We start from the raw sequence: 19,968 nt of genomic DNA on the forward strand, positions 1-19,968 counted from the left end.
GGGTGGCGACGGGTTCGACCCGCGGGCGGGATACGCGGTGCCGGTGGGTGCCCGTACCATCCCGGACCATGCCAGCAGCAAGCGTCGGGATTGCGGTCGGGATCGCGGTGGTGTGCCTGGCCGGGTGGCTGCTGCTCGCCGTGCGGGGCCGGCCGGCGGCGAGCGCGCCGATTCGGCTGGTGGCCACGGTCGCGTTGCTGCTCGCCGGGGGTACCGCCGGGTACGCACTGCGGTACGGACCGCAGCCGCTGCCGATGGTCGCCGGTGCGGTGCTCGGCTACCTGGTCGCGCACACCGCCGGCTGGCTGTTCGACCTGATCCGCCGGCGCGGGCTGCGCGGTACCGGGCTGGCCCGCAACGCTCCGGCCGCGGCCCGGGAGTACCGGCTGCGTACGGTGCTGCTGCCCGGCGCCTCGGTGGCCGGACTCGCGGCCGGCCTCGGTGCCGCTGGCGGCCTGCTGGGACTGCTGGTGCTGGTGGCGTTCGTGGTGCTGCGCCGCGAGTTCCTCGGCGCTCCGCTGGTGGCGCTGGTCGCGGCGGTGGTGGTGGTCCTGGTCCCGGCCGGGATGCTGCGCGCCCGCTGGATGCGGGACGTGACGCTGCGGCTGTCCGACGACGAGGTGCAGCTGCACTTCCTGGACGTGGACGGGCGTTGGCGGGTGCGTCGGGCGCCGCTGGCCGAGATCCGCTCGGTCACGGTGTTCGCCGACCCGTACGGGCGGGCCCGGTGGCTGCGGGTGGACGCCGGCGACACCCGGTTCGAGCTGCGCTGCGCGCCGGGGCTGGCCGGCCGCGGCGCCGCCGAGACGCTGCGCCGGGCGAGCCGGGACCTGCTGGGCCGGCCGGGGTGGCGGCCGGCCAGCGGAGTACGGCCGTACCGGGCCCGCTGGGGTGCCCGCCGGTACCGTGGCCCGGCGCGCGACAATCGGTGACTGTGAGCAGTCTCGACCCCGCGATCGCGGCCCGGCTCAAGCGCGGCCCGGACGGCCTGGTGCCGGCCGTCGCCCAGCAGTACGACACCGGTGAGGTGCTGATGCTCGCCTGGATGGACGACGAGGCGCTGCACCGCACCCTGACCACCGGCCGGGCCACGTACTGGTCGCGCAGCCGCGGCGAATACTGGGTCAAGGGCGACACGTCCGGGCATGTCCAGCACGTCCGGTCGGTCGCCTTGGACTGCGACGGCGACACCCTGCTGGTACGGGTCGACCAGGTCGGCGCCGCCTGCCACACCGGCAGCCGTACCTGCTTCGACGGCCGCGAGCTGCCGGTGGCCGTCACCGGGACACCGGGCCCCGCTGGCGAGCACGGCACGCCGCCCGGAACGGCGCCGTCCGGTGCCGAGGGGGACGGCGCCGCGCCGTCCGGTGCCGAGGGGGACGGTGCCGCGCCGTCCGCTGCCGTACCGTCCGATTCCGTGCCGGCCACCGGGGCCGGGACCGACACCGATCCCGTCGAAGGGAGCATCCGGTGACGACCGGAGCCGTGAGCCCGGACGAGACCACGTTCGCCGAGTTGGCCGCGCAGCGCCGGGTGGTCCCGGTGACCCGCCGGCTGCTGGCCGACTGCGAGACGCCGATCGGGGTGTACCGCAAGCTGGCCGGCGGCCCCGGCACGTTCCTGCTGGAATCGGCGGAGGCGGCCGGGACCTGGTCGCGCTACTCGTTCGTCGGGGTGCGCAGCGCCGCGACGCTGACCGTGCGGGACGGCCAGGCGCACTGGCTCGGCGAACCGCCCGCGGGAGTGCCGACCGACGGTGACCCGATCGAGGCGCTGACCGCCACCGTGACGGCGCTGTCCTCGGCGCCGGTGGGCGCCGAGCCGGCGCTGCCGCCGCTGACCGGCGGGCTGGTCGGGTTCTTCGGCTACGACGTGGTGCGGCGGTTCGAGAAGCTGCCCGAGCTGGCCGCCGACGAGCTGGGCTTCCCCGACCTCGGGTTCCTGCTCGCCACCGATCTCGCCGTGCTCGACCACGTGGACGGCTCGGTGCTGCTGATCGCGAACGCGGTGCTGCCGCCGGACGCCGGCCCGGCCGAACTGACCGCGCACTACCACCAGGCGGTGGGCCGGCTGGACGCGATGACCACTGCGCTGAGCCGCCCGACGCCGCCGATGGTCTCGACGGTCGAGAAGGTACCGCCGGTGCACCTGGCCGGCCGCACCCCGGCCGGCGGGTACCAGAAGGCGGTGGAGGCGGCCAAGGAGGCGATCCGGGCCGGGGAGTGCTTCCAGATCGTTCCGTCGCAGCGGTTCGAAGCCGACACCGCTGCCGACCCGCTCGACGTCTACCGGGTGCTGCGGGCGACGAATCCCTCGCCGTACATGTATCTCCTGCGGTTCGGTGGGGTGGACGGCGCAGGCGGGCACGGGGCCTTCGACATCGTCGGGTCCAGCCCGGAGGTGCACGTGAAGGTCACCGGGCGGCGGGCGCTGATGCACCCGATCGCCGGGACCAGGCCGCGCGGCGCCACCCCCCAGGAGGAGCGCCGGCTGGCCGAGGACCTGCTCACCGACCCGAAGGAACGCGCCGAGCACGTGATGCTGGTCGACCTGGCCCGCAACGATCTGGGCCGGGTGTGCGTGCCGGGCACCGTGGAGGTGCCCGAGTTCTTCACCATCGAGCGCTACAGCCACGTGATGCACATCGTGTCCACCGTGGTCGGTGAGCTGGCCGAGGGGCGTACCGCGTTCGACGCGCTGCGGGCGACCTTCCCGGCGGGCACCCTGTCGGGGGCGCCGAAGGTACGTGCGATGGAGATCATCGAGGAGCTGGAGCCGGTGCGGCGTGGCCTGTACGGCGGGACGGTCGGTTATCTCGACTTCGCCGGTGACCTGGACATGGCGATCGCGATCCGGACCGCGCTGATCCGGGACGGCCGGGCGTACGTGCAGGCCGGCGGCGGCATCGTGGCCGACTCCGATCCGGACGCCGAGGACACCGAGACCCGCAACAAGTCCGCCGCGGTGCTGGCCGCGATCGCCTCCGCCGAGACGTTGCGGCAGGCCCGCTGATGTCCGACCGCCACCCAGACCCGGACCCCGACCGCCCCGCCACCGACGCGGGCGGCACCCCCCGCTCCAGCACCGATCCGGCCGGTACCGATCCGGCCGGTACCGCCGGCTCCGACGGCATCGCGGCCAGCCAGGCTCAGGCCGACCCGGCCGGCGCCGGCCCGGACCGCGCCGCCTTGGATCGCGCCGACCCAGATCGCGCCGACCCGGATGGCGCCGGCGCCGACCGCGCCGCCTTGGATCGCGCCGACCCAGATCGCGCCGACCCAGATGGCGCCGGCCCGGATGGCGCCGGCGCCGACCGCGCCGCGTTGGATCGCACCGACCCGGATGGTGCCGGCTTGGAAGATGCCGGCCCGGATGGTGCCGGTACCGACTGCGCGGGCACCGATCGGTCCGAGGCCGAGCCGCCGACCCCGGCGTCGTCCGGGGTGAAGCCACCGACCCCGGCGTCGTCCGGGGCCGAGCCGCCGACCCCGGACACCCGGGACGGCACGGAAGTGACCGGCCCGGTGCTCGGCGGAGCGGCGTCCGGAGCAGCCTCGGACACCGGACCGGGCACCGGGCCGGGCACCGGGGCGGGCACCGGGCCCGATCGGGCGGCGCCGGGACGGGCCCGGCCGGCGGCGCGGCGACCGTCGACCCGGGGGCAGCTGGTCCTCGCCGTGGTGGCGTGCACGCTCGGCGCGGGCATCGCGCTGTACGCGGCGTCGAAGAACTGGTCGGTGCAACCCGGGCAGCCGCTCGGGCCGCTGCACCTGCAGCAGACCGGCCGGACCGGCACCGAGATCACCCCGATCGTGCCGACCCTCGCGCTGATCTCGCTGGCCGGTGCCGGCGCGCTGGTCGCCACCCGACGTATCGGCCGGCTGCTGGTGGGCGTGCTGCTGGTTCTGGCGGGGCTGGGGATGGCCGTCGGGGCCGGGTACGGGCTGTCGGTCGCTGCGCACGACCCGGGCAGTGTGACCCCGGGTTGGGCGATCACCGCGCTGGTCGGCGGCGTGTTGGTGGCCGTCGTCGGCGGCGGCACGGTGCGGCGGGGCCGCACCTGGCCCACGATGGGCTCGCGGTACGAGCGGCCCGCCGACCGGGCGGCCCGGGTCGGCGCGGACGACGACGCCGCGAAGATCTGGGACGCGATCGACGACGGCCACGACCCGACGGTGCGCTGAGTCGGTCGTGGACTCGACGGTGCGCTGAGTCGGTCGTGCGCCGGGGCGCGGGCTGGTCGTACCGCTGTGTGAACCCGCTGACACCCCGGCTGGGCCAGCATCGATGGCGGCGCATAACATCGGCCGAGGATCCGCCGGGTATGCCCGCCGTCCCGCTGGATGCGACAGGTCACGGCGGTTGCCGTGGTACAGCCGACGAGGGGAGTCCGCGGTGAACGCAGACGCGAGCCGGCCGCAGACATCGGGCGCGTCGCCCTCCGGCGACGTGCTCAGCGACATCCTCGCCGCGGTCCGCGCCGACGTCGCCGAGCGCGTGCAGGCGACTCCGCTGGAGCAGGTGAAGGCCGCGGCCGCCGCCGCGCCGCCGGCGCTGGACGCGTTCGCCTCGCTCCGGGCCCCCGGCGTCGGAGTGATCGCCGAGGTGAAGCGGTCCTCGCCGTCTCGCGGGCAGCTCGCCGAGATCCCCGATCCGGCCGAACTGGCAGGGGAGTACGCGGCGGGTGGCGCCCGGTGCGTCAGCGTGCTGACCGAGAAGCGGTTCTTCGGCGGCAGCATCGACGACCTGATCGCGGTGCGCGCCGCGATCCAGGTGCCGATCCTGCGCAAGGACTTCGTGGTCTCCAGCTACCAGGTGCACGAGGCGCGGGCGCACGGTGCCGACCTGATCCTGCTGATCGTCGCCGCGCTGGAGCAGAACGCGCTGGTCGGGCTGCTGGAGCGGACCGAGTCGCTGGGCATGACCGCGCTGGTCGAGGTGCACAACGAGGCGGAGGCCGACCGGGCCCTGGAGGCCGGCGCGAAGGTGATCGGCGTCAACGCCCGCGACCTGCGCACCCTGGAGGTGGATCCGTCCGTGTTCGAGCGGATCGCGCCCGGTCTGCCGTCCAGGGTGGTCAAGGTGGCCGAGTCGGGAGTGCGCGGCACCCACGACCTGATCCGGTACGCCTCGGCCGGGGCCGACGCCGTGCTGGTCGGCGAGGGTCTGGTCACCCAGAAGAGTCCGCGGGACGCGGTCGCCGAGCTGGTCACCGCCGGCTCCCATCCGGCGACGCCGCGCCCGGCGCGCTGAGCTCGGTACGGCGCATCGCAAAGGAGACGGTGGCGACCATGGCACCGCAGGACGGACCGGGCGGACCCGGTCACCACCCGAACCCACCGCACGCCGACGGTCGGGGCACACCAGGCTCGGCCGCCGGGCCGGACGCCTCGGGACACTTCGGCCGGTTCGGCGGCAGGTTCATCCCGGAGGCGCTGACCGCCGCGCTGGACGAGCTGACCACCGAGTTCGACAAGGCGATCGGTGATCCGGCCTTCGTCGCCGAGTTCGACCGGATGCTGCGCGAGTACGCGAACCTGCCCAGCCCGCTGTATCTCGCCCAGCGCCTGTCCGCGCGGGCCGGCGCCCGGATCCTGCTCAAGCGGGAGGATCTCAACCACACCGGCGCGCACAAGATCCGCAACGTGCTGGGCCAGGCGCTGCTGGTCAAGCGGATGGGTAAGCGGCGGGTCATCGCCGAGACCGGGGCCGGCCAGCACGGTGTCGCGACCGCCACCGCCTGCGCCTACCTCGACCTCGACTGCGTGGTCTACATGGGCGCCGAGGACACCCGCCGGCAGGCGCTGAACGTGGCCCGGATGCGGATGCTCGGCGCCGAGGTCATCCCGGTCGAGACCGGCAGTCGCACCCTCAAGGACGCGATCAACGAGGCGCTGCGGGACTGGGTGACCAACGTCGACACCACCCACTACCTGCTCGGCACCGCGGCCGGGCCGCACCCGTTCCCGCGGATGGTCCGCGAGTTCGTCCGGGGCATCGGCGACGAGGCGCGGGAGCAGACCCTGGCGATGACCGGCGCACTACCCGACGCGGTGGCCGCCTGCGTCGGCGGCGGCTCGAACGCGATCGGCGTCTTCCACGCGTTCGTGCCCGACGCCGAGGTCCGGCTGTACGGGTTCGAGGCCGGCGGCGACGGCGTCGAGACCGGCCGGCACGCCGCGTCGATCACCGGCGGCGCGATCGGCGTGCTGCACGGCGCCCGTACCTTCCTGCTGCAGGACGCCGACGGGCAGACGGTGGAGTCGCATTCGATCTCGGCCGGCCTGGACTACCCGCCGTCGGCCCGGAACACGCGTGGCTGGCCGAGACCGGCCGGGCGAGCTACCAGCCGGTCACCGACGCCGAGGCGATGGACGCCTTCGCGTTGCTGTGCCGCACCGAGGGGATCATTCCGGCGATCGAGAGCGCGCACGCGCTGGCCGGTGCGCTGCGGCTGGCACCGCGGCTCACCGAGGAACTGGGCCGGGAGCCGACGATCGTGGTGAATCTGTCCGGCCGCGGTGACAAGGACATGGAGACGGCCGGCAACTGGTTCGGCCTGCTCGACGAGGCGGAGGTCCGGTCGTGAGCGAGCCGCGAGTGGCCGACCCGGTGACCGGGCGGCGTGCGGGTTCCGCCTTCGACACCGCCCGCGAGCAGGGCCGGGCGGTACTGGTGGGGTACCTGCCGGCCGGGTTCCCGACGGTGGCCGAGGCGATCGAGGGATGCCGGGTGCTGGCCGACTCCGGTGTCGACGTGATCGAGATCGGCCTGCCGTACTCCGACCCGGTGATGGACGGCCCGGTCATCCAGCGGGCCGCGGAGCGGGCACTCGCCGGTGGGTTCCGGGTCGCGGACGTGTTCCGTACCGTCGAGGCGGTCGCCGCTGCCGGGGTGCCGGCGCTGGTGATGACCTACTGGAACCCGATCGAACGGTACGGGGTGCCGGCGTTCGCCCGGGATCTGGCCGCCGCCGGCGGCGCCGGGCTGATCACCCCGGACCTGATCCCGGAGGAGGCCGGCGACTGGGTCGCCGCGGCCGAGAAGCACGACCTCGACCGGGTCTTCCTGGTGGCGCCGAGTTCGACCCAGCGGCGGATCGCGACGACCACCGCCATGTGCCGGGGTTTCGTCTACGCGGCCAGCGTGATGGGCGTGACCGGGGCGCGGGAGCAGACCGGGCAGGCGGCGCCCGCGCTGGTGGAGCGGGTCCGGCGGGCCACCACGGTGCCGGTCGGCGTCGGTCTCGGTGTCGGTACGGGTGCCCAGGCGGCCGAGGTCGCCGGATACGCGGACGGCGTGATCGTCGGCAGCGCGCTGGTGCGCTGCCTGCTGGACGAGACGAACCCGGCCGCGGCGCGCCGCCGGCTCGCCGCGCTCGCCACCGAACTCGCCGAGGGCGTGCGCCGGCGCTGAACTCGCCGAGGGCGTGCCGGCACCGACTGCGGCGGGCGGATCGGCGTCCGGCCGTGCGGTGCGGAGGGGTTCGAATGGCCGACCGCGGCCCAACGGCGGCGTGATCGGCCCCGCGGGTCAGGCGGGCTGTGCCACCGGGGTTTCGGCGGCCGCCGCGCTGCGGTGTACGTCGGCGACGACGCCTCGGCGACCGGTGGCGAGGTCGGCCAGTACCGCGGTGACGGTCGCGGTGTGCGGTGTCGGTACCTCGTCCGGCGCGTACCAGCCGATCCGGGAGATCATCGCCGGCGCGTTGACGCACGGTTCACCGCCCACGGCGTGCGCCCGGAAGGCGTGTACCAGCAGGTCGGGCAGCGGTTCGGCGCCGTCGGCCGGCCCGGTCAGGCGGTACAGCCCGATCAGCTCGTCGACGCTGATCTCCAGCCCGGTCTGGGTGCGGATGTCGCGGACCGCCGCGTGCGCCGGGTGTTCACAGTGGTCGATGCGTCCGTTGGGCAGGCTCCAGAGCCGGTGCCCCTGGCTCTGCTGGCAGAGCAGCACCCGGCCGTTCGGGTCGGTGACGACCGCCGCGACCGCGTAGGTAAGGGAGTCCATTTCGCCGATCGTAGGCCAGTTTCGATGTACAGTCACCGGTCGATTCCGGTACGTGATCGCCCGCGCGGAGGGCTGTGCTGACGAGCGGGTGCGCGCCCGGTACGTTGGCCAACTGTGAACCTTGCCTCCATTCCGAGCCCGACCCAGTCGGTGGTGCATCTCGGTCCGTTGCCGATCCGGGCCTACGCCCTGTGCATCGTCGCGGGCATCGTGTTGGCCTGCGTGATCACCGAGCGCCGGCTGCGGGCGCGGGGTGCCCCGCCGTGGACCGTGCTGGACATCGCGGTGTGGGCGGTGCCGTTCGGTATCGTCGGCGCCCGGCTCTACCACGTGATCACCGACCCGGAGCTGTACTTCACGGCCGGGCGGGACTGGGTCGGCGCGTTCAAGATCTGGGACGGCGGACTCGGCATCTGGGGTGCGGTCGCCGGTGGCGCGCTCGGCGCCTGGATCGCCTGCCGGCGGCGTGGCCTGCCGCTGTCGGTCGTGGCCGACGCGCTCGCGCCGGGCCTGCCGGTGGCGCAGGCGATCGGCCGCTGGGGCAACTGGTTCAACCAGGAGCTGTACGGCAAGCCCACCAACCTGCCGTGGGCGGTGCACATCGACCCGGCACACCGCATCATCGGCTACGAGCAGTACGCCACCTACCAGCCGACCTTCCTGTACGAGTGCGTCTGGGACCTGCTCGTCGCGCTCGCGGTGTGGCTGCTCGACCGCAGGTTCCGGTTCGGCCGGGGCCGGGCGTTCGCGCTGTACGTCGCGCTGTACGTGTTCGGACGCTTCTGGGTGGAGTCGCTGCGCATCGACCACGCCAACACGTTCTTCGGGCTGCGGCTCAACGACTGGGTCAGCATCGTGGTGTTCATCGCCGCCGTGCTGTACGTGCTGCTGATGCGCGGTCCGCGGTTGAACGTCGTCGCCGACGCCTCCGGCCGGCTCACCGTGGTGCCGGAGGGTGGCGCGACCGCCGCGAGCGCCGAGACCGTGGTGGACAAGGCCGACGCCGAGGCACTGGCGGACACCGGGGCGTCCGAACCCGAGGCGGATTCCGACCCGGGTGACGGCGGGTCCGGCGCGAAGAAGCCGGACCCGGACCACCCGGACGCCGACACCCCGGACGCCGACACCCCGGACGCCGACACCCCGGACGCCGACACCCCGGACGCCGACACCCCGGACGCCGACACCCCGGACGCCGACGCCCCGGACGCCGACGCCCCGGAGCCCGACGCCCCGGAGCCCGACGCCCCGGAGCCCGACGCCCCCGGCGCCGACGCCCCGGACGCGGACGCGGTCGAGCCGGGGACACCGGACGATGGGGCCGCGGAGGCCCGGAAGTCGGACCCCGCGGCCCGGGGCGTGCAGAAGTCGGACTCCGGTACCTAGCCGCTCAGGCGCCGGCCGGTGCGCTGATGTGCACCGGCGTGCCGTAGCCGGTCAGGTCGGTGGTGCTGTCCACGGTCATCGACCCACTGCCGACGCCGGTCATGGTGAGGGTGCTGTGCTCGCGCACCACCCGCCCGTCGGCGTCGAGCCACACCTCGACCGGGATGCTGTGGACGCCGTGCTCGGACAGATTCTTCAATGCGTCCTGCGCCTTCGCGCCCTGCTTGGCCGCCGCCTTCTGCACCTCGACGGTCGCCCGGTAACCGGTGGCCCGGACGCCGTGGACGGTGCTGGTGCCGAGCTTGGTCACCGAGGACGACACGCCCTGCAGGTAGGCGAGGGCCTGGGTCGGGTCCATCGGCGCCCCGCCGGTCAGCGACGAGATGTCGATCTTCCGCCAGGACGAGCCGGTCTTGATGTACTCGTATCCGTCCACCATGATCGCCTCGACCTGCTGGCCGGCGGTGCGCACGGTGACCTGCTCGGCCGGCGGGTCGAACTGCACCGCGCCGGACATCGTGGTGGTCCCGGCCGCCGATCCGCCGGTGATCTTGATGGTGGCCGAGATCTTCGCGGTCTTCGCGTCGGTGGTCTTGCCGTACGCCCGTTGCAGGGCGATCTGCAGGTCCGGGCCGGTGCCGGTGGAGCTGGCGGCGCCGGGTGAGCCGGACGCGGCGGGGTGCTCGCCACCGCCGCCGGAGGCGGACGACCCGCCCGGGTTGCAGCCGGCGGCGAGGCCCAGCACGGCGACGGCGACGGCGGACACGGCAACGTACCTGGTGCGCATCTGGTTTCTCCTTGATGTCGATGCCCTCGGTGCAGGGTACGGTCCGGCCGCCATGGCGCCTGCGCATCGTTTCGCGGCGGATACCGACCGTGCCGGCAACCGGGCCGGGCCGTCGGTGCCGCCGCGTACGGTACGGGCATGTTGCTGAGCACCGTGATCCTGCCGATCTACCGCTGGCCCGAGGCGCGCACGGTCTGGCGGCGCGCCGAGCAGCTCGGCGCGCACGCCGGCTACAGCTACGACCACCTGTCCTGGCGTTCGTTCGCCGGCGGCCCGTGGTACGGGACGGTGCCGATGCTGTCCGCCGCGGCGCTGGTGACCGACCGGCTGCGGCTCGGCACGATGGTCACCTCACCGAACTTCCGCCATCCGGTCCCGCTGGCCAAGGACCTGATGACCCTGGACGAACTGTCCGCCGGCCGGGTCACCGCCGGCATCGGCGCCGGTTCGGCGACCGGCTTCGACGCCACCGTGCTGGGTGGCCCGGCCTGGCCGGCGGGCGAGCGGGCCGATCGGTACGCGGAGTTCGTCCGGCTGCTCGACACCCTGCTGCGCAACCCGGACACCACCGCCACCGGGCGGTACTACTCGGCGGACGCGGCGAAGACGATCCCGGGCTGCGTGCAGCGGCCGCGGCTGCCCTGCTACCTCGCCGGCACCGGACCGCGCGGGCTGCGGCTCGCCGCCGAACTCGGCGATGGCTGGATCACCACCGGCCCTGCCGGCCGGCCGGCCGAGAACCTGACCGCCGCGCTGGGCGCGGTCGGTGACCAGCTGCGCCGGCTGGCCCACGCCTGCACCGACGCCGGCCGGGACCCGGCGACGCTGCACCGGGTGCTGCTGACCGGGTTCCTGCCGGGCGAGCCGTTGCGCTCCTTCGACCAGGCGGTCGAGCTGGCCGGTACCGCCGGGCAGTTGGGCATCGACGAGGTCGTCGTGCACTGGCCGGTGCCGGACTCGCCGTTCGCCATGGACGAGAGGCTGTTCGACCGGATCCTCACCGAGCTGCCCGGCCAGCTCGGCTGAGCGCGAGGCGCCCCGGGTGGCGGTGCGGGCCCGCCGGCGGCGCATCCGGCCGGGTCAGCCGGCCGGCGTCGCCACCTGCCACAGCCGGTCGAAGTTGCCCCGGTACGCGTCGTGCGCGGCGGCACCGTCGATCTCCAGGATCGTCTCGTCGTTCTCCCGCAGCGAGGAGAAGTCCAGGTTCGCCGACCCGGCGAAGGTGAGCGTCCGGTCCGGCCGCCCGGCGTAGTTGCCCTCGATCAGGAAGTACTTGGAGTGCACCAGGTAGCCGTCGGCGTCCTTGAGCCGGCGCAGCGCCAGGTTGGGGTGCCCGGACAGGTTGTCCACCTGGTTGCTGTTGGTGTAGACGACCTCGACCCGGCAGCCGGCGTCGGCCAGCCCGGTCAGCGCGTCGGCCACCGCGGCCCGGTGCAGGGCGAACGCCGAGACCCGGACGATCGACCGGTGGTCGCCGGGGGTACCGCGTCGATGGTTTCCGGTGCAGCGCACCCGGTCCAGGATGTCGACGGCGACATCGCCGGTCTCCTCCGGCAGGAACCAGTAGCGCTCCGCCCCGGTCCGGCCGGTGGTGAAGTAGTCGTTGTCCGGCACCATCGCGGCCAGATCGGCGAAGTACCGGTCGTACGCGTCGTACAGCGGCCGGTTGTGCACGACCGTGTAGGCGTTGTTGAAGTACTTCTGCACGTTGAGCGCGGTCTGGTTCGCCGACGCCTGGATCACCACGTAGCGGACCCGGCCGACCGACGAGAAGGTGAAGAACTTGTTGTGGTTGATCGGGTTGACGCCGCCGTGCGCGATGCAGGCGCCGCCGGCCATGCAGACCCGTACCCAGGACCCGGCGGACGGGTAGCTGCCGAGCGCGGCGATCAGGTTCTGGCTGGCCGCCGAGCCGGCGTACTTGGCATCCAGTACCACCCGGACCGTGACGCCCCGGTCGTGCGCCGTCACCAGCGCGTCGGTGTAGTCCTGGTCGGTCAGCGCGTACATCGACGAGCGGATCGTGGCGCCGGGTCGGGTGGCGTCGATGGTGGCGATGATGCGGTCCTTGATGGCGTTCTGCTGCGCCGCGGTGCCCAGCGGATCGTTGAACACCGCGCCCGTGGTGGGCACGAACCCGGTGGCCGCCGGCTGCCCGGTGGCCGGTGCCGCCGTGCCCACCAGCAGCGTCGCCGCGAGCAGGGGCACCGTGAACAGGGATCTCAGCCGTGGTCGCATCTGGGCCTCTCCTTCCCGGCCGCCACGCCCGTGGCGGCCCAGCCTGCTGCGGCCACACAGCCTGTCCGGGTGGGCCGGCGGCGGGAAGCGTGTTGCGCGATGCGCGACACCGCACCGGTCACGCGGCGCCGCGTGACCGGAGCCGGGTTCAGGCCGGTTCGGCGATGCAGGAGGTGCCGATCCGGGTGAAGCCGAGCCGGGCGTAGAGCGCGGCGACGTCCTCGTTGTCGGCGGACAGGAACACCACCCGGACACCGGCGGCGCGGGTGGCGCGCACCACGGTGCCGGTGAGGGCCAGGCCGAGCCCGCGGCGGCGCGCGACCGGCAGCGTGGCAACGCCGACGACCTCGGCGACCGGGCCGACCCGCTGCGCGCTGCCCGCCGCGACCACACCGCGCAGCGCCTCGGCGCCCTCCAGCCCCTGCGGGCTTTCGGCGAGCGCCCGGATGTGCCGGCCGGTACGGATGAGTTCGGCTTCGGCGGCGACCTGGGCGTCGCCCAGCGCCTCGGACCGCTCGTCCCGCTCGGCCGGGCCGGCGGCACCGACCGCCGTCCCCCGTCGGCGAACGCCAGGTCGGCGACGGCGGCGCTCGCGGCCAGGTCAACCGCGAACCCCTCCGAGTCCGGGTCGAGCAGTCGCAGCTGTGCGCCGGCCGGCGTCCGCGCCGGTGCCGGGTCGTCGGCGGTCAGCACCATCAGCGGCGCCAGTTGCACGGCCAGGCCGGCGGCCCGGGCCGGTTCGATCAGCCCGGGGGTGGTCTCGTCCACCCATTCGAACGCCTCCGGGACGCCGAGCTCCCGCTGCCGGGCGCGCACCGCGGCGACGTCCTCGGCGGTGCCGGCGGGCGCGCCGAGCGCGGGACGCGCGTAGAACGGATGGCCCGGGGTGTCCTTCCGGACGAACAGGTCGAATCCGGCGATATGCTCTACTCTGCAGCGGTCCCGCGGTACCGCGTCGTAGAACGTCTCCAGCTCGCCCAACAGGGTGTCGGAATCGGTCACGGCTGCCGACACTACGGGCGGAAACACGGGGCTCGCCAGCCGATTCGCCGAGCGCCCGGAACCGGTGTGAAATATGCCCGCCGACCGTTCGTCCCACCGGCCGGGTTGATACCGTCGGAATCGACGGAGTGGTGAGGTCGTTCACGACGAGGTGACCCGGGCCAAACGCCGGTGGGTCTCGTACACTCCAATGTCAGCATCGGGCCGATGGAGTCCCGCCCCTAATGCACATTCCGCCGGGCGGCACCGCGCGCGCCGGCGTCCTCACCAGCATGGAGGCCCGATGACGCTGCCCGCCACCGGTGTCCCCGCGATCGGCTCGCCGTACGGTCCGGACCGTACCGGTCCGGTACCCACCGGGCTGTACGACCCGGCGTACGAGCACGACGCCTGCGGTGTCGCCTTCGTCGTCGACGCGTACGGGCGGCGTTCGCATCGCACCATCGAGCGTGGCCTGTCCGCGCTGATCCGGATGGAGCATCGCGGCGCGGCCGGGGCGGAGCCGAACACCGGTGACGGCGCCGGGCTGCTGATCGGCGTACCGGACGAGTTCTGCCGGGCGGTCGCGCCGGTCGACCTGCCGGCCCCGGCGCCGGACGGCAGCCCCCGCTACGCCACCGGGCTGGTGTTCCTGCCGGCCGAGCCGGCCGCCGCGGCGCAGGCCGAGCGGATCCTCGCCAAGTACGCGCTGGCCGAGGGGGCCGAGGTGCTCGGCTGGCGGGACGTACCCACCGACCCGGCCGGGCTGGGCGCGACGGCGCGGGCCGCGATGCCTCGCATCCGGCAGGTGTTCCTCGCCGCGGCCGACGTCGCCGACGCCGCGCCGCTGGCCGGCCTGGCCCTGGAGCGCGTCGCGTACTGCGTGCGCCGGCAGACCGAACGCGAGACCCGGGAGCGGGGCATCGCCGCGTACTTCCCGTCCCTGTCGTCGCGGACCCTGGTCTACAAGGGCATGCTGACGCCGCGGCAGCTGGGCCAGTTCTATCCCGACCTGTCCGACCCGCGGATGGTGTCGGCGATCGCGCTGGTGCACAGCCGGTTCTCCACCAACACGTTCCCGTCCTGGCCGCTGGCCCAGCCGTTCCGGCTGGTGGCGCACAACGGCGAGATCAACACCATCCGCGGCAACCGGAACTGGATGGCCGCCCGCGAGGCGCTGCTGTCCTCGACGGCGCTGCCCGGCCGGATCAGGCGGCTGTTCCCGGTCTGCACGCCGGGCGCTTCGGACTCGGCGAGTTTCGACGAGGTGCTGGAACTGCTCGCGCTGACCGGCCGCAGCCTGCCGCACTCGGTGCTGATGATGATCCCGGAGGCGTGGGAGAACGACCCGCGGATGGACCCGGCGCACCGGGCCTTCTACCAGTTCCACGCCTGCCTGATGGAGCCGTGGGACGGCCCGGCGTGCGTGGCGTTCACCGACGGTACCCGGATCGGCGCGGTACTGGACCGCAACGGGCTGCGGCCGGCCCGGTGGTGGCGCATCGACGACGGTACGGTCGTGTTCGCCTCCGAGGCCGGCGTGGTGGACCTGGACCCGGCGAGCGTGGTGGCCAAGGGCCGGTTGAAGCCGGGCCGGATGTTCCTGGTCGACACGCAGGCCGGCCGGATCGTCGACGACGACGAGATCAAGGACGAGTTGGCCGCCGCGGCTCCGTACGACGAGTGGCTGGCCGCCGGGCTGATCCAGCTCGCCGACCTGCCGGCCCGCGAGCACATCGTCTACACCCACGACAGCGTGGCGCGCCGGCAGCAGACCTTCGGGTACACCCAGGAGGAGCTGAAGATCCTGCTCGGGCCGATGGCCACCGCCGGCGCCGAGCCGCTCGGCTCGATGGGCACCGACACTCCGATCGCGGTGCTGTCCAAGCGCTCCCGGCTGCTGTACGACTACTTCACCCAACTGTTCGCGCAGGTGACGAACCCGCCGCTGGACGCGATCCGGGAGGAGCTGGTCACCAGCGTCGCCACCACGATCGGGCCGGAGCACAACCTGCTGGACGCCTCGCCGGCCAGTTGCCGGCAGATCGTGCTGCCCCATCCGGTACTCGACAACGACGAGCTGGCGAAGATCCTGTCGGTCGACGAGGACGGCGACATGCCGGGCTTCAAGGCGGTCCGGGTCTCCGGGCTGTACCGGGTGGCCGACGGTGGCGCCGGCATCCGGGCCCGGATCACCGAGATCTGCCGGCACGTGTCGGAGGCGATCGAGGACGGCGTGCGCATCCTGGTGCTGTCCGACCGGGACACCACCGCGGACCTGGCGCCGATCCCGTCCCTGCTGCTGACCGCCGCGGTGCACCAGCACCTGGTGCGCGAGCAGACCCGGACCCAGGTGTCGCTGATCGTGGAGTCGGGTGACTGCCGCGAGGTGCACCACGTGGCGCTGCTGCTGGGCTACGGCGCGGCGGCGGTCAACCCGTACCTGGCGTTCGAGTCGATCGAGGACCTGATCGCCGCCGGTACCATCGCCGACCTCGCGCCGCGCGCGGCGGTCGGCCGGTACGCGAAGGCGCTCGGCAAGGGCGTCCTGAAGATCATGTCGAAGATGGGCATCTCCACCGTCGCCTCGTACACCGGCGCCCAGGTCTTCGAGGCGATCGGGCTGTCCGACGAGCTGGTCGCCCGCTACTTCACCGGTACCACCTCGCGGATCGGCGGGATCGGCCTGGCCGAGATCGCCGCCGAGGTCGCCGCCCGGCACGCCCGCGCGTACCCGAAGAACCCGGCCGAGGCGACGCACCGGGTGCTGGACGTGGGCGGCGAGTACCAGTGGCGGCGCGAGGGCGAGGTGCACCTGTTCAACCCGGAGACGGTGTTCCTGCTGCAGCACTCGACCCGGTCGCGGCAGTACGACATCTTCGGCCGGTACACCTCCACCGTGGACGCCCTGAGTGCCGAGTCGGGCACCCTGCGCGGCCTGTTCCGGTTGCGGACCGAGGACCGCACTCCGGTGCCGCTGTCCGAGGTGGAGCCGGTCGAGGAGATCGTCAAGCGGTTCGCCACCGGCGCGATGAGCTACGGGTCGATCTCGGCGGAGTCGCACACCGACCTCGCCGTCGCGATGAACCGGCTCGGCGGCCGGTCCAACACCGGTGAGGGCGGCGAGGACGTCGACCGGCTGTACGACGCCGAACGGCGCAGCGCGGTCAAGCAGGTGGCGTCCGGCCGGTTCGGCGTCACCAGCGAGTACCTGGTCAACGCCGACGACATCCAGATCAAGATGGCGCAGGGCGCCAAGCCCGGTGAGGGCGGCCAGCTGCCCGGCAACAAGGTGTACCCGTGGGTCGCGCGCACCCGGCACTCCACGCCCGGCGTCGGGCTGATCTCGCCGCCGCCGCACCACGACATCTACTCCATCGAGGACCTGGCGCAGCTGATCTTCGACCTGAAGAACGCCAACCCGGCCGCGCGCATCCACGTCAAGCTGGTCAGCGAGGTCGGCGTCGGTACCGTCGCCGCCGGGGTGGCCAAGGCACACGCCGACGTGGTGCTGATCTCCGGCCACGACGGCGGGACGGGCGCCTCGCCGCTCAACTCGCTCAAGCACGCCGGCGCGCCCTGGGAGCTGGGCCTGGCGGAGGCGCAGCAGACGCTGCTCGCCAACGGATTGCGCGACCGGGTCCGGGTGCAGGTCGACGGGCAGCTCAAGACCGGCCGGGACGTGCTGATCGCGGCGCTTCTGGGCGCCGAGGAGTTCGGCTTCGCGACCGCTCCGCTGATCGTGCAGGGCTGCGTGATGATGCGGGTCTGCCACCTGGACACCTGCCCGGTCGGCATCGCCACCCAGAACCCGACCCTGCGGGCCCGCTACACCGGCAAGCCGGAGTTCGTCGAAACGTTCTTCCGGTTCCTCGCCGAGCAGGTCCGCGAACTCCTGGCCCAGCTGGGCTTCCGCACCCTCGACGAGGCGATCGGGCAGGTCGAACTGCTCGACGTCGCGCCCGCGGTGGAGCACTGGAAGGCGGCCGGGCTGGACCTGTCGCCGATCCTGACCGCACCCGGCCCGGACACCGGCGCCCGCCGGGCGGTCCGCGACCAGGAGCACGGCCTGGAGTCGGTACTCGACGTCAAGCTGATCGAGCTGGCCCGCTCCACGATGGACACCGGCGAGCCGGTGGCCGAGTCGCTGCCGATCCGCAACACCGACCGCGCGGTGGGCACCATGCTCGGCTCCGAGCTGACCCGGCGGCACCGGGACGGCCTCGCCGACGACTCCATCCGCTTCACCTTCACCGGTACCGCCGGGCAGTCGTTCGGCGCGTTCCTGCCGCGGGGCATCACGCTTCGGCTGTACGGCGACGCGAACGACTACGTCGGCAAGGGCCTGTCCGGCGGGCGGCTGGTGATCCGGCCGGACGAGCAGGCGCCGTTCGCCGCCGCCGACAACATCATCGCCGGCAACACCGTGCTGTACGGGGCGACCGGCGGCGAGCTGTACGCCGACGGAATCGTGGGGGAGCGGTTCGCGGTCCGCAACTCCGGCGCGGTCGCCGTGGTCGACGGCTGCGGCGACCACGGCTGCGAGTACATGACCGGCGGCACGGTCGCGGTGCTCGGCGCCACCGGGCGCAACTTCGCGGCCGGCATGTCCGGCGGCACCGCCTTCGTGTACCGGTTGGACCCCGGGCTGGTCAACCGGGAGCTGGTCGACCTCGGCCCGCTGTCGGCGGAGGAGCGGCAGCGGCTGCGCCGCCTCGTCGAGGCACACCACGCGCACACCGGTTCGGCGCGGGCCGCGGCGCTGCTCGCGGACTGGTCGGCCGCGGTCGAACAGTTCACCACGGTACTGCCCCGCGAGTACGCGCGGGTGCGTTCGATCATGGCCGAGGCGCAGCGCTCCGGCGCCGACGTGGACGCCGCGGTGATGGCGGTCGCCGGCAAGCCGGCCGGCCCGGTCCCTGCGGCCACCGCTGGAGGGAGGTCCGATGCCTGACCCGAGGGGATTCCTGGCGCACGGCCGGTCGTTGCCGGCGAAGCGGCCGGTGCCGGTGCGCATCGCCGACTGGCACGAGGTGTACACCAACCACGACGCCGGCGCGCTGCGCGACCAGGCGGCCCGCTGCATGGACTGCGGCGTTCCGTTCTGCCACAACGGGTGCCCGCTGGGCAACCGCATCCCGGAGTGGAACGAGGCGACCCGCACCGGCGCCGACGACACCGCGATCGAGCAGCTGCACGCGACGAACAACTTCCCCGAGTTCACCGGTCGGTTGTGCCCCGCGCCGTGCGAGGCCGCCTGCGTGCTCGGCATCGCCGACCAGCCGGTCACCATCAAGCAGATCGAGGTCCAGATCATCGACCGCGCGTACGACTCGGGGCTGGTCACGCCGCAGCCGGCCCCGAGCCGTCCGGTAAGCGGGTGGCTGTCGTCGGTTCCGGCCCGGCCGGCCTCGCCGCCGCGCAGCAGCTGGCCCGCGCCGGACACGAGGTCGTGGTGTACGAGCGGGACGAGCGCATCGGTGGCCTGCTGCGCTTCGGCATCCCGGACTTCAAGCTGGAGAAGAAGCACATCGACCGGCGGCTCGACCAGCTGACCGCCGAGGGCGTCCGGTTCGTCACCGGCTGCGAGGTCGGTGTCGACATCAGCGCCGCCGAGCTGCGCGAGCAGTACGACGCGGTGCTGCTCGCCACCGGTGCGCTCGCCGGCCGCGACGTGGACACCCCGGGGCGCGAGCTGCGGGGCGTGCACCTCGCGATGGAGCACCTGGTCGCCTCCAACCGGGCCGTGCACAGTGGACAGTCCCCGACGCTGTCCGCGCAGGGTAAGCACGTGGTGATCATCGGCGGCGGCGACACCGCGGCGGACTGCCTGGGGGTCGCGCACCGGCAGGGCGCGGCGAGCGTCACCCAGCTCGACCTGTACCCGCAGCCGCCGGCCACCCGCAACGGCGAGCAGGACCCGTGGCCGACCTGGCCGACGATCCTGCGGATGTACCCGGCGCACGAGGAGGGCGGCGCGCGAGAGTTCGCCGCCGCGGCGCACGAGTTCGTCGACGACGGTACCGGCGCGGTCCGGGCCATCCGCATCCAGCAGGTCGACGTCCGGCGCGAGGACGGGCGGCGGGTCGTCACGCCGGTACCGGGCACCGAACGCGAGCTGCCGGCCGACCTGGTGCTGCTGGCGATCGGCTTCGCCGGGACCGAACCGTCCCCGCTGCTGTCCGACCTGGGGCTGGCCCGTTCCGCGCGCGGCACGCTGGACTGCGGTGCCGACTGGCAGACCGGCGCCGAGGGTGTGTTCACCGCCGGCGACGCGCACCGCGGTGCCGCGCTGATCGTCTGGGCGATCGCGGAGGGCCGGGCCGCCGCCGCGGCGATCCACCGCTACCTCGGCGTCCCCGGCGACCTGCCCGCACCGGTGGACGCCGCCGCCCAACCCCTCGCCGTGCCGCGCTGACTCCGCCGCCCGGCCGGTCGGCGGCAGCGGCCGGCCGGCTCGCCGGAGCCAGTGGCCGTGCCCGGGCGCACTGGTCGGCCCCGGCCAGCGACGACGGCACGGGCGCGCCCCGCCACCGGTCGCACGCCGCGGGGGTTGGCGCGGCGCC

At 73.8% G+C, this 19,968-nt stretch carries 12 protein-coding genes and 3 pseudogenes; 11 read left to right on the forward strand and 4 right to left on the reverse strand.

Going from position 1 to position 19,968, the window contains the following annotated elements:
- Nucleotides 1-68 precede the first annotated feature (68 nt).
- The 7 genes and pseudogenes from Athai_RS12300 (at nucleotide 69) to trpA (ending at nucleotide 7,416) form a co-directional block, all read left to right on the forward strand.
- Nucleotides 69-932, forward strand: a complete 864-nt coding sequence (locus tag Athai_RS12300) for a DNA translocase FtsK 4TM domain-containing protein (protein ID WP_203961622.1) — start codon at nucleotides 69-71, stop codon at nucleotides 930-932.
- Nucleotides 887-1,294: pseudogene (hisI, locus tag Athai_RS12305) on the forward strand (phosphoribosyl-AMP cyclohydrolase); the annotation flags it as partial. The gene Athai_RS12300 and the pseudogene hisI, both read left to right, overlap by 46 nt.
- 176 nt (nucleotides 1,295-1,470) lie before the next feature.
- Nucleotides 1,471-3,012, forward strand: coding sequence for an anthranilate synthase component I (locus Athai_RS12310; protein WP_203961623.1), 1,542 nt, complete (start codon nucleotides 1,471-1,473; stop codon nucleotides 3,010-3,012).
- Nucleotides 3,012-4,184 (forward strand): Trp biosynthesis-associated membrane protein, encoded by a 1,173-nt coding sequence (locus Athai_RS12315; RefSeq protein ID WP_203961624.1) that lies wholly within the window; start codon nucleotides 3,012-3,014, stop codon nucleotides 4,182-4,184. Before Athai_RS12310 ends, Athai_RS12315 begins: the two co-directional genes overlap by 1 nt.
- 265 nt (nucleotides 4,185-4,449) lie before the next feature.
- A complete protein-coding gene (gene trpC, locus Athai_RS12320) occupies nucleotides 4,450-5,253 on the forward strand; it encodes an indole-3-glycerol phosphate synthase TrpC (RefSeq protein ID WP_203965584.1) in 804 nt (267 codons plus the stop codon).
- Between the two features lie 170 nt (nucleotides 5,254-5,423).
- A pseudogene (gene trpB, locus Athai_RS12325) lies at nucleotides 5,424-6,589 on the forward strand (tryptophan synthase subunit beta).
- Nucleotides 6,586-7,416, forward strand: a complete 831-nt coding sequence (trpA, locus tag Athai_RS12330) for a tryptophan synthase subunit alpha (protein ID WP_239156888.1) — start codon at nucleotides 6,586-6,588, stop codon at nucleotides 7,414-7,416. The pseudogene trpB and the gene trpA overlap by 4 nt, the downstream one beginning before the upstream one ends.
- Before the next feature lie 117 nt (nucleotides 7,417-7,533).
- Here the strand turns inward: trpA and Athai_RS12335 are convergent, their stop codons facing one another.
- Nucleotides 7,534-8,010 (reverse strand): NUDIX hydrolase, encoded by a 477-nt coding sequence (locus Athai_RS12335; RefSeq protein ID WP_203961625.1) that lies wholly within the window; start codon nucleotides 8,008-8,010, stop codon nucleotides 7,534-7,536.
- 114 nt (nucleotides 8,011-8,124) lie between these two features.
- Between Athai_RS12335 and lgt the strand changes: the two genes are divergently transcribed.
- Nucleotides 8,125-9,396 (forward strand): prolipoprotein diacylglyceryl transferase, encoded by a 1,272-nt coding sequence (gene lgt, locus Athai_RS12340; RefSeq protein ID WP_203961626.1) that lies wholly within the window; start codon nucleotides 8,125-8,127, stop codon nucleotides 9,394-9,396.
- A 4-nt stretch (nucleotides 9,397-9,400) separates the two neighbouring features.
- Here lgt and Athai_RS12345 read toward each other — a convergent pair whose 3' ends face one another.
- Nucleotides 9,401-10,183: an SCO4651 family lipoprotein gene (locus tag Athai_RS12345; RefSeq protein ID WP_203961627.1), complete on the reverse strand. Its 783-nt coding sequence runs from the start codon at nucleotides 10,181-10,183 to the stop codon at nucleotides 9,401-9,403.
- Nucleotides 10,184-10,321: 138 nt separating this feature from the next.
- Here Athai_RS12345 and Athai_RS12350 point away from each other — a divergent pair, with 138 nt between their 5' ends.
- Nucleotides 10,322-11,209, forward strand: a complete 888-nt coding sequence (locus Athai_RS12350; protein WP_203961628.1) for an LLM class flavin-dependent oxidoreductase — start codon at nucleotides 10,322-10,324, stop codon at nucleotides 11,207-11,209.
- A gap of 54 nt (nucleotides 11,210-11,263) precedes the next feature.
- Here the strand turns inward: Athai_RS12350 and Athai_RS12355 are convergent, their stop codons facing one another.
- Both Athai_RS12355 and Athai_RS35070 read right to left on the reverse strand, forming a co-directional pair.
- Nucleotides 11,264-12,421, reverse strand: coding sequence for a phospholipase D-like domain-containing protein (locus tag Athai_RS12355; RefSeq protein WP_203961629.1), 1,158 nt, complete (start codon nucleotides 12,419-12,421; stop codon nucleotides 11,264-11,266).
- Between the two features lie 148 nt (nucleotides 12,422-12,569).
- Nucleotides 12,570-12,812, reverse strand: coding sequence for a GNAT family N-acetyltransferase (locus tag Athai_RS35070; protein ID WP_338028132.1), 243 nt, complete (start codon nucleotides 12,810-12,812; stop codon nucleotides 12,570-12,572).
- Nucleotides 12,813-13,706: 894 nt separating this feature from the next.
- On the opposite strand from Athai_RS35070, the gene gltB reads away from it, so the two are divergent.
- Both gltB and Athai_RS12370 read left to right on the forward strand, forming a co-directional pair.
- Nucleotides 13,707-18,356 (forward strand): glutamate synthase large subunit, encoded by a 4,650-nt coding sequence (gltB, locus tag Athai_RS12365; protein ID WP_203961630.1) that lies wholly within the window; start codon nucleotides 13,707-13,709, stop codon nucleotides 18,354-18,356.
- Nucleotides 18,349-19,820: pseudogene (locus tag Athai_RS12370) on the forward strand (glutamate synthase subunit beta). Before gltB ends, Athai_RS12370 begins: the two are co-directional and overlap by 8 nt.
- Nucleotides 19,821-19,968 lie beyond the last annotated feature (148 nt).

It is taken from the genome of Actinocatenispora thailandica (assembly GCF_016865425.1).
In the GTDB taxonomy this organism is placed as follows: domain Bacteria; phylum Actinomycetota; class Actinomycetes; order Mycobacteriales; family Micromonosporaceae; genus Actinocatenispora; species Actinocatenispora thailandica.